The organism is Saccharothrix saharensis (assembly GCF_006716745.1).
Lineage (GTDB): Bacteria > Actinomycetota > Actinomycetes > Mycobacteriales > Pseudonocardiaceae > Actinosynnema > Actinosynnema saharense.
Window position 1 is genome coordinate 1 of sequence record NZ_VFPP01000001.1, and the last position, 9,211, is coordinate 9,211.

Consider the following 9,211-nt stretch of genomic DNA (forward strand, 5'->3'; position numbering starts at 1 on the left):
GCCGACGACGAGTTCCACCACCAGGCGGAACAACTCGAACGGCGGCGCCTGCCCGGTGCGCGCGGTGATCTCCGTGAGCGGGGCGGTCCGGCCCGGGAACGCCGGGTCCACCCGACGCGCGACGAAACCGGAATCGTTCATTCACGCATGCTAGCGGGTGTGATTCCGGCCACCACGGGCGCGGGAATTGCGCAAGAATGATCCGCCGCGCCGCGGTGAAACGGCTCCGATCGCGACACTGCTGTTCCGGCCATGACGAGAGGACGCGTCACCCGCGAGGACTGGGCGATGGCGGCGCTGCGCGCCCTGGCCCGGGGTGGGGTGGCGGCGGTGCCCGTCGACGCGCTCGCCGGTGAACCGGACATCACCCGCGGCAGCGTCCACTGGCACTTCGAGGACCGCGAAGCGCTCCTCGTGGCGGCCGTGGAGCTGCGGGAGCAGCGGACCACCGCCGACCTCATCGCCCGGCTCGCGGTCCTGGAGGACCCGGAGGAGAAGCTGCGCGAGGGGCTGCGGACCGCGCTCGGCCCGGAGGTGATCGCCGGGCCCGCCTACCTCGGGTGGGCCGAACTGCGTCGCGTCGCCACCGCCGCGGTGCCGGAGGTGTCGGGCGAGGGGCAGCGCGGGCGTGCGGCGTTGCAGCACCTGATCGACCGGCTCACCTCGGTCGGGTGACGGCGGATCGGCGCGGCGACGACGCGTCCCACTCGATCGGGCGCCGAAGTGTCGTAACACGCGGGTGGATCCCGTGGATATCGCCGGTTGACGCAACCGCGATCACGCCGCCGCGTTCAGTGAGGAAGTCCGCCTGTGGAGTCAGCCACCCACCGGGAAGAGGGTGATCTACGCGTCGGTCGGCGGGGTGGGAGCCGCGATTACGACGCGTTCATCTCCTACAGCCACGCCGCGGACAACCGGCTCGCGCCCGCCCTCCAGAGGGGGCTGCACAAGCTCGCCAGGCCCGCGAACCTGCGGTCGGCCCTCGACGTGTTCCGGGACGGCACCAGCCTCGCGGCCGGCCCCGACCTGTGGGCCACGATCGAAGTGGCGCTGCGGCGGTCGCGGTACTTCGTGCTGCTGGCCTCGCCCGACGCGGCCCGGTCGCCGTGGGTGCGGCGCGAGGTCGAGTTCTGGCGGCAGCACCGGGAACGCGACACCTTCCTGATCGTGCTCACCGACGGCTGGATCCACTGGGACGAGGCCCGCGGTGACTTCGACTGGGGCCGCACCACCGCCCTGCCTGAGCAGCTGCGGGGCTGGTTCGCACGCGAGCCCCTCTGGGTGGACCTGAGCTGGGCGCGCACCGAAACCCAGCTCACCCTGGACAACGCCGGGTTCCGCAACGACGTCGGGACGTTGGCGGCGGCCATCCACGGCGTCCCCAAGGACGACCTCGACAGCGAGGACGTCCGCCAACAGGTCCGCCGCCGGTGGACGCGCCGCGGTGTCGTCACGGCTCTCGCGGCGCTGGCCGCGCTGGCGCTCGTCGCCGCAGGCTTCGCGGTCGTCCAGCGCGACAACGCGATCGACGAGGCCACCGTGGCACGCGCGCGTCAACTGGCCGCTTTGGCCGTGTCGAACATCGACAGCAGGCTCGACCTCGCGCAGCTGCAAGCCGTGGCGGCCTACCGCACGCACCCCGACGCGCGGACGCGAGCGGCCCTGTTCGAGACGGTCGCGGCGAGCCCGCACCTCGTGCGCGTCGTGCCGATGGGCGTCCGGGCGACGGTCGTGTCCGGTGCACCGGGCCGCGACGTCGCCGTGGTCGGCACCGCGGACGGCAGGCTCCTGCGCTGGGACCTCGACACCGGCGTCACCACCCAAGCCGCCTTGGGGAGCGGCCCGGTCGTCGAGATCGCCACCGACCTGACCGGGTCGAGGATCGTCGCCTCGGACGGCGACCGGGTGTTCCTGTGGAACGGCGAGGACGGCGCGCGGCCGACCGGGCTGGACGTCCACCGGCCCGCCCCGGCCGGCTTCGGCAAGTACCTGGCCGTCTCGCCGTCGGGCAACACGATCGCCGTGATCCACGGCGTGACGTTCGAGGAAGCGCAGTTGGTGCTGTTGGACGGTGCGACGGGACGCGAGCGGCGCCGCGCCGACATCCCGGCCGGCCGGCGGGCGATCGGGCTGGTCGACGACACGACCGCGAACGTGATCGGCGACGGGCCCGTGGCGACGGTGAGCCGGATGTCGCTGTCCACTGTGGAGATCGAACCAGAAGGCGTCTGGCTGCAAGTCCCGGCAGACGGTTTCGCCTGCTGCGGGTACTCCTTCGACGCGAGCTTCACCGCCTGGGCCAAGGGCGGGACCACGCACGTGAGCCCCGACAACCCCGCCCACCCGTACTCGGCTCCCGACGAGTTCTTCCCCGTGTCGATGCCCATCGCGGAGCCGGACCGGTTCGCGGTCGGTGCCGACGGGACCGAGGTCGCCGCGGCCGGCGGCGGCGCCCTCTACGCCGCCCGCTTCGACGGCAACGCACCCGTTGCGCCGACGCGGCTCCTGGGCACCGGCAACGTCGACGCGGTCGCGTTCGTCGGCCGCGACCGGCAACTGGTCTCGGCAAGCGGCACGGACCTGATCCACTGGGACATGTCCCAGGCCTCGCGCCTCGCCGCCGGCCCGACGATGCACGCGACGTCGGCGCCCGAAGCGGGGGACCGGCCCTTCCTGGACGTCTCACCGGATGGCGCCCACCTGGCCGTGTCGGGGTGGGGACGGGAGAACCTGGTCGTCGCGGACTTCGGGGTCGCACCGCCGACGCGTGACCAGGTCGCCAAGCCCGCCGACGACGGGCTGCCGGTGTGGAGCCGGGACGGCACGCGCCTGCTGCTGCTGACGCCGAGCGGCGCCCACGCGCGGACCCCGGACGGTGGCTTCACCGAGGTGTGGCGCGAGCCGAACCGCAACAAGCCGGTCGCCGCGCGCACCTCCGCGGACGGGCAGCGGGTGGTGGTCGTGAGCGACCACGGCGAGGTCGACGTGCGCGCGTTCGGCGACGGGGCCGTCCTGTCGAGCGCGCCCGGTGCGCCGCAGCCCGCGGACGGGTCCGGCGGGCGGCGGGCCATCAGCGCCGACCTGTCGCGCGTCGCCACCGTCCGCGCCGACGGCGAGGTGTGGCTGACCGAGACGGCATCCGGGCGGCAGCACCGACTGCCGGGCACCGCCGCGTCGGCGGTCGCCTACGTCGAGGACCGGTTGCTGCTCGCGCGGGCCGACAACAGCCTGGAGGTGTGGGATTCCGCCGGTGAGCGGCTGCTGCGCACCATCGCCGCCGACGCCGGCTACACGTCGGTCATGATCGGAATCGAGGGGCAGCGGCTCGTGGCCCGCCTGACCGCTGTCGGCACGGTGAAGCTGTGGAACGTGGACACGGGCGACCAGGTCGGTTCCGTGACGCTGCCGGACAGCAGGGCGGACCTCAACACGGCGCTGGCCGCCAGCGCCGACGGCAGGGAACTGCTCGCGGCCACCGGCAACGGCACGATCACCCGCTGGCACCTCCACCCCGACGCCTGGATCGACGCCGCGTGCGCGAGCGCGGGCCGCGACCTGACTCCCGAGGAGTGGACGAGCGCGGTGGGCACCGAGGCGCCAGAGGTCATCGCCTGCGAGCGGTGACCGCACGATCCGATCGAGCATGCACAGCTGTACGGACGAACCACACAGCTGTGCATGGTCAACTCGGAGGGTGGTCGCGGCCACGGCGCAGCCTGCACGACCTCGACCGGGGCATGTCGCTCCTGATGGCGGCGGCGTTGATCTTCGGCGGGGTGGTGTGCCTGCTCGTCGGGCGGTCCGCGCCCGAGCTGGTCACCCGGGCGCGGGCGGTGAGCGGGCTGGGCGCGGCCGCGTCGGTGGTCGTCCTCGGCCTGTCGCTGCGGTTGCTGCCCGTGCCGCCCGTCGTCCTGTTCGCGGTCGCCGCGGTGGCGTTCGGCTCGGCCCTGGTCAAGGCACGACCGGACGTGCCTGCCCGACCACCCGAACGGGCCGGAACCGCGTGTTATACCTGGAGTGCCACAAGGAGGACGGCTCCGGCGGATCGGGGAGGCACTCGGCATGGTCGCGCACGTGGTCGTCATCGGTGCGGGTGTCTACGGCTCGTCGGTCGCCGCCGCGCTGGCGCGCCGAGGGGCGCGGGTCACCGTGGTGGACGCGGGCGCGCCCGCCGGCGGCACGTCCGGCGCGACGTTCTCGTGGACGAACTCCTGCGGCAAGCAACCGCGGTCCTACCACGACCTCAACGTCACGGGCATGGAAGCGCACCGGCGGCTGGCGGCCGACGTGCCGCACGGCGACTGGTACCACGAGACCGGCAACCTGGAGTGGGCCGCTGCCGAAGCCGACCGGGAGGCGTTGAGCGGCAAGGTGGCGACCGTCCTCGCCTACGGCTACGAGGCGCGGTGGCTCGACCGGGCCGAGGCGCTGGCACTCGAACCCGACCTGGACCCGGCCGCGCTGCCCGAGGACGGGATCGCCTACTTCCCGCGCGAGGGCTGGGTCGAGCCGACCCGCCTGGTCGCCCACCTGCTGGCCGCGGCGGTCGCGGCGGGCGCCGAGGTCGTGCGCGACGACGCGGTGACCGGTTTGGAGGTGACCGGTGGCGGGGTGCGCGCGGTCCGGCTCGCCTCGGGGCGGAGGCTGACCACCGACGCGGTGGTGGACTGCGCGGGACCGCAGGCCGCCCGGATCGCCGCACTGGCGGGGTTGGCGCTGCCGATGCGCAACACCCGCGGCGTGCTCGTCTACACCTCGCCGGTCGCGGTGGCGGTGAGCCGCGTCGTCCACGCACCGCAGGTCCACCTGCGCCCGGACGGCGGGGGACGGCTGTTGCTGCACACCCCGGACGTGGACGGAGCGGCCCACGTGTCCGACACCGGCGCGGTCACCGTCGACCAGGCGGCCGTGGACGTGGTGGTCGAGGCGGGCCGCGCGCTCTACCCCGGCGCCCGGGGGATGACCGCGGAGAGCGTCCGAGTGGGCGAACGGCCCATTCCGGCCGACGGCCTGCCGGTGCTGGGGCGGGTGGCGGAGCTGCCCAACTTCCACTTCGCCGTCTCGCACAGCGGCGCGACGTTGAGCCTGCACGCCGGCGGCCTGGTCGCGGCGGAGGTGCTGGGCGAGGACCGCGACGACGCCCTGGCCCCGTTCCGGTTCGAGCGAACCGCCGTCCACTGAGGACACGGTGCTTCGGGCGGCCGTATCGGCGGCTCTCCCGGTGATGGCGCGCGCACCCCGCGCCTGGCACTGTCGCGCTGCCCGCGGACCGCGCGACCTGAAGAGGGTGCCATGGCCGACCACGACAACGGCGGGCTGCTGCGGCAGTTGACCAGCCGCCAGATCGGCATGATCTCGCTCGGCGGCACCATCGGCACCGGGCTGTTCCTCGGGTCCAGCCTCGCCATCTCGATGGCCGGACCCGCGGTCGTGCTGGTCTACCTGGTGGGTGCGCTGGCGGCCGTCGCGGTGGCCTACGCGGTCGCCGAGATGGTGGTGGCGCACCCCGGGGCTGGCGGGTTCGGCGCGGTCGGCGCGCGGTACGCCGGCCCGATGGTCGGGTACGTGCAGCGGTGGTGCTACTGGGCCACGCAGGTGATCACGGTCGGCGGCGAGGTCGTCGCGGCCGGGCTGTACGTCCGGTACTGGTGGCCGCAGGTGCCGCTGTGGGCGTCGGTGTGCCTGTTCTCCCTGGCGATCCTGGGCGTCAACTTCGCGGCCGTGCGGCTGTTCGGCGAGGTCGAGTACTGGTTCGCGATGGTCAAGGTGACGGCGCTGGTCGTCTTCGTGGTGCTCGGCGGGTTGTACGTCGTGTTCGGCCTGCCGGGGCGGGACGCCGCCGGGCTGTCGGCGTGGACCGACCACGGCGGGTTCATGCCCCACGGCCTGGTGGGCGTGCTGCTGGCGGTGAGCGTGGCGACGTTCGGCTACGGCGGGGTGGAGTCGGTGGCGATGACGGCCGCCGAGTCGCGCGACCCCGCCCGTGACATCCCGCGCGCCGCCCGGCGGGTGGTGCTGCGGCTGGCGCTGTTCTACGTGCTGGCCACCGGGATCATCGTGGCGATCGTGCCGTGGACGGAGGCGGCGGCGGTCGACGGTGTCGCGGAGAGCCCGTTCGTGACGCTGTTCGCCTCGATCGGCGTGCCGGCCGCCGCGGGCGTGATGAACCTGGTCGTCCTCACCGCCGCGCTGTCGGCCGCGAACACCACCCTCTACCTGGCGTCGCGCACCGCTCACTCGCTGGCGCTCGACCGGTACGCGCCGAAGGCCCTCGCCGCGGTGACCGACCGGGGGAGCCCGGTGAACGCCGTGCTCGCCTCGACCGCGGGTCTGGCCGTCGCGGCGGTGGCCGCCGCGCTGTCACCCGACGCGGCGTTCCCCGTGCTGCTCGGCATCGCGCTGTTCAGCGGCATGACCGCGTGGCTGCTGATCTTCGTGAGCCACCTGGCGTTCCGGCGCGCCCGCCGCCACCTGCCGCCGTCGCCGGTCCGGCTGCCGGGCGCGCCGGTCACCGCGGTGCTGAGCGTGCTGTACGTGGTGCTGGTGCTGGTGGCGACGGCGTTCACCGAGGCGTTCGGCCCGGCGTGGCAGGTCGGCGTGCCGTTCGTGGCACTGGTGCTGCTGTCCTACCCGGTGGTGCGGCGGCGCCGGTCGGCCCGCGACCGGCACGCCGAGGACTACACCGAGTCGGTGTAGCCGTGCGCCACGATCCGCCGCGCGGACACGGCGTAGCCGTCGGTCCCGTCGGGCGCGAACGTGCCCAGGCCGTCGACGTACCGGTTGAACATGCAGAACGCCGCCGCGATCAGCACGGTGTCGTGGACCTCGACGTCGGTGGCGCCCTGCGCGCGAGCCCGGTCCACCAGGTCGGTGGTGACCGCGCGGCCCGACTGCTGCACGGCGGCCGCGATCCGCAGCAACGCCCGCAGCTTCTCCGACACCGGCGCGGTGTCCAGGTCCGCCCGCACCTGGTGCACCAGGGTCATGCCCTCGTCCAGTTGCGCGGCGGCGAACGCCGAGTGCGAGTCACGGCAGAACCGGCACTCGTTCAACGCGGACACGTAGGCCGCGATCAGCTCGCGCTCGCCGGCGGGCAGCGAGTTCGGCGCGCGCAGCAGGGCCTCGGCCAGGGCGTTGAGCGGCTTGGCCGTCTCGGGCCGGAACTTCATCAGCCCGGTGATACCGGGGAACAGGGTCTCGTCCATGCCGAGGTCGATGTGCGCCATGGGAGCACGCTAGCCGTTCACCGACCACTCGGGGGGTGATCGGTGAACGGCCGCGCTGCGTGATCCCGCAGTGGACGGCCCGGCCCCGCCGCGAGGGGGTGCGGCGGGCAACCGGGCGCTGTGGCCCTACTTGGCGTGGCCGCGCAGCATGAGCAGCACGGCGCCGGTCGTCATCCCGAACCCGACCACGTGGCCGAACAGGCTGACCCATTGGGCGTTGCCGACCACGAACACCATGTCGCTCATCATGGGGTCCGCGGTGACGCTCAGCCACAGCGGCATGATGATCAGCGCGCCGAGGACCCACAGGACCGCGCCGTACAGCATGCTCGCGGCGTAGACGGGCGGCACCGCGCCCAGTTTGCGGGTCAGCGCGCCGAACCCGGCGCCGGCGATGGCCGAGATGACCATGTGCACGATGAAGCCGACGACGGCGTTCTCGACGCCGATCAGCATGCCGACCATGGGCAGGGAACCCATCCCGGCCATCAGCAGGCCGAACACGAGGCCGCCGGCGAGCCCGGCCAGCGCCCCGTTGCGGATGGGTGACTCCGACCTGGTGGTCATCGGGACAGCGATTGTCGCGGACACGATCAGCTCCTTCGTCAGTTGTAGGGCATGGTCGGGAACCAACCGAACCCGAAGATCGACGGGACGCGGACGTCCCAGTACACGAGCAGGAACACACCGAGGGCGATCAGCAGCGCCGCGCTGACCGCGGTGGAACGCCGGCCGTCGCCGCTGAACCACCGCAGGAAGCGGCCCTTGGTGCCCAGGGCGAGAGCCGCGAACACGGCGGTGACGAGCACGACGTTGCCCACGGACTGCAGCACGAACGTGCCCGCGCCGAACAACGGGTTGCCGGAGTCGACGGCGGAGCGGAACAGCTTGATGAACATCGGGTACGGCCGGCCGATCAGGAACGCGCCGACCAGCGCGCCGAGCACCACGACGCGGGCCACCGGCCGGCCGCGGAACGGGTCGGGCAGCACGCCCAGGGCGGCCAACCCGAGGTAGGTCATCGCCAGGCCCACCACGCCGAACACGATCGCCGATTGCAGCAGCCGCACCGGCATCGTGCCGACCATCGCGTTCGACAGCTGCGGCATGCCCGGGCCGACCAGCACGCCGACCGCCCCGTACACCGCGGACACCGCGACCATTCCCGCCGTGAAGAAGCCCAACGGCCGCAACAGGGACCTCAACGCGCCCGTCGACGTCCCGCCGGCTTCGCTCATCGGCCCGATCGACGCCGCCATGGCGATGTTGCACGCGGTGAACGTGCCCGCGAGCCCCGAGACGAACGCGAACGCCAGGCCGGCGGCGGTGCCGGCGATCGAGGCGGTCGCGGCTTCCTCCCCGAGCAGGGCGTTGGCCACGTTCGCGCCGATCACGTGGTCGACGAACTCGTAGGACCACAGCACGGACAGCAGCACGCCGGCGATCACGCTGCCGACGATCAGCCGTCCCGATCCGGTGGTGCGTTCGGTCCCGGTGACGGGCCGGACGTGGGCCATGGGCGTTCACCTCGTTGCGAGTCGGAGCGCGCTTCGGTCGACTCAATGTCCTGGGCGACGCGCCGCCGCGACAACTTCCATGATGCTGTCCTGCGCGGCGCACCGAAGGGGGCCGGCCCACCTGTCGCGGCGGGGCCGTTCGGCGCTTCGGAACCACCCGCTGGAACTAATAGGGTGAGCGCGAATGCCAGTACCGCGGATACCAGGATCAGTGCTGGTGCGCACCTCGCGAGCGGTGGCGCGGCATTGAAGCCGAATCGCGTCGCCGGTGCCAGTGGCACGATCGGAAACCCGATGCGCGGGCGCTTGGTAAGCGTTTCACCGGTAGCCGGGCCGCGCGTAACCGAGGTACGTTCGGGTCGTCTTGACCGCCTTCGGGGAACGACGCTCGACCGCGCGGTGGTTGTGGGCCGCATTGCTTTCGTCCGGGAACCGACTCGAATTCTCGCGAGCGGAACAGGTGACCCG

At 73.0% G+C, this 9,211-nt stretch carries 7 protein-coding genes and 1 pseudogene; 5 read left to right on the forward strand and 3 right to left on the reverse strand.

Annotated elements, in window-relative coordinates; genetic code table 11:
• Nucleotides 1-252 precede the first annotated feature (252 nt).
• The 5 genes and pseudogenes from FHX81_RS00005 to FHX81_RS00025 all read left to right on the forward strand — a co-directional run bounded on the left by FHX81_RS00005 (nucleotide 253) and on the right by FHX81_RS00025 (nucleotide 6,696).
• A complete protein-coding gene (locus tag FHX81_RS00005; RefSeq protein WP_141974606.1) occupies nucleotides 253-675 on the forward strand; it encodes a TetR/AcrR family transcriptional regulator in 423 nt (140 codons plus the stop codon).
• Nucleotides 676-810: 135 nt separating this feature from the next.
• The gene (locus FHX81_RS00010; protein ID WP_141974607.1) at nucleotides 811-3,624 is read left to right on the forward strand and encodes a TIR domain-containing protein; all 2,814 of its coding nucleotides are present in this window, start codon (nucleotides 811-813) and stop codon (nucleotides 3,622-3,624) included.
• Between the two features lie 50 nt (nucleotides 3,625-3,674).
• A pseudogene (locus tag FHX81_RS42895) lies at nucleotides 3,675-3,893 on the forward strand (LIC_13387 family protein); the annotation flags it as partial.
• Nucleotides 3,894-4,062: 169 nt separating this feature from the next.
• Nucleotides 4,063-5,181: an NAD(P)/FAD-dependent oxidoreductase gene (locus tag FHX81_RS00020; RefSeq protein WP_141974609.1), complete on the forward strand. Its 1,119-nt coding sequence runs from the start codon at nucleotides 4,063-4,065 to the stop codon at nucleotides 5,179-5,181.
• A 111-nt stretch (nucleotides 5,182-5,292) separates the two neighbouring features.
• The gene (locus tag FHX81_RS00025; RefSeq protein WP_141974610.1) at nucleotides 5,293-6,696 is read left to right on the forward strand and encodes an amino acid permease; all 1,404 of its coding nucleotides are present in this window, start codon (nucleotides 5,293-5,295) and stop codon (nucleotides 6,694-6,696) included.
• On the opposite strand, the gene FHX81_RS00030 is transcribed toward FHX81_RS00025, so the two are convergent.
• The 3 genes from FHX81_RS00030 to FHX81_RS00040 form a co-directional block, all read right to left on the reverse strand.
• Nucleotides 6,678-7,226 (reverse strand): carboxymuconolactone decarboxylase family protein, encoded by a 549-nt coding sequence (locus FHX81_RS00030; RefSeq protein ID WP_141974611.1) that lies wholly within the window; start codon nucleotides 7,224-7,226, stop codon nucleotides 6,678-6,680. The two genes, FHX81_RS00025 and FHX81_RS00030, sit on opposite strands and share 19 nt — an antisense overlap.
• 126 nt (nucleotides 7,227-7,352) lie before the next feature.
• Complete coding sequence (locus FHX81_RS00035; protein WP_246107531.1) at nucleotides 7,353-7,817, reverse strand: hypothetical protein; 465 nt, start codon at nucleotides 7,815-7,817, stop codon at nucleotides 7,353-7,355.
• Between the two features lie 14 nt (nucleotides 7,818-7,831).
• On the reverse strand, nucleotides 7,832-8,743 hold the full coding sequence (locus tag FHX81_RS00040; RefSeq protein ID WP_141974612.1) for a fused MFS transporter/spermidine synthase family protein: 912 nt from the start codon (nucleotides 8,741-8,743) through the stop codon (nucleotides 7,832-7,834).
• Between the last annotated feature and the right edge of the window lie 468 nt (nucleotides 8,744-9,211).

Coding starts and splice junctions, on each gene's coding strand:
- FHX81_RS00005 (WP_141974606.1), top strand. CDS start 253: ATGACGAGAGGACGCGTCACCCGCGAGGACTGGGCGATGGCGGCGCTG.
- FHX81_RS00020 (WP_141974609.1), top strand. CDS start 4,063: ATGGTCGCGCACGTGGTCGTCATCGGTGCGGGTGTCTACGGCTCGTCG.
- FHX81_RS00025 (WP_141974610.1), top strand. CDS start 5,293: ATGGCCGACCACGACAACGGCGGGCTGCTGCGGCAGTTGACCAGCCGC.
- FHX81_RS00030 (WP_141974611.1), bottom strand. CDS start 7,226: ATGGCGCACATCGACCTCGGCATGGACGAGACCCTGTTCCCCGGTATC.
- FHX81_RS00040 (WP_141974612.1), bottom strand. CDS start 8,743: ATGGCCCACGTCCGGCCCGTCACCGGGACCGAACGCACCACCGGATCG.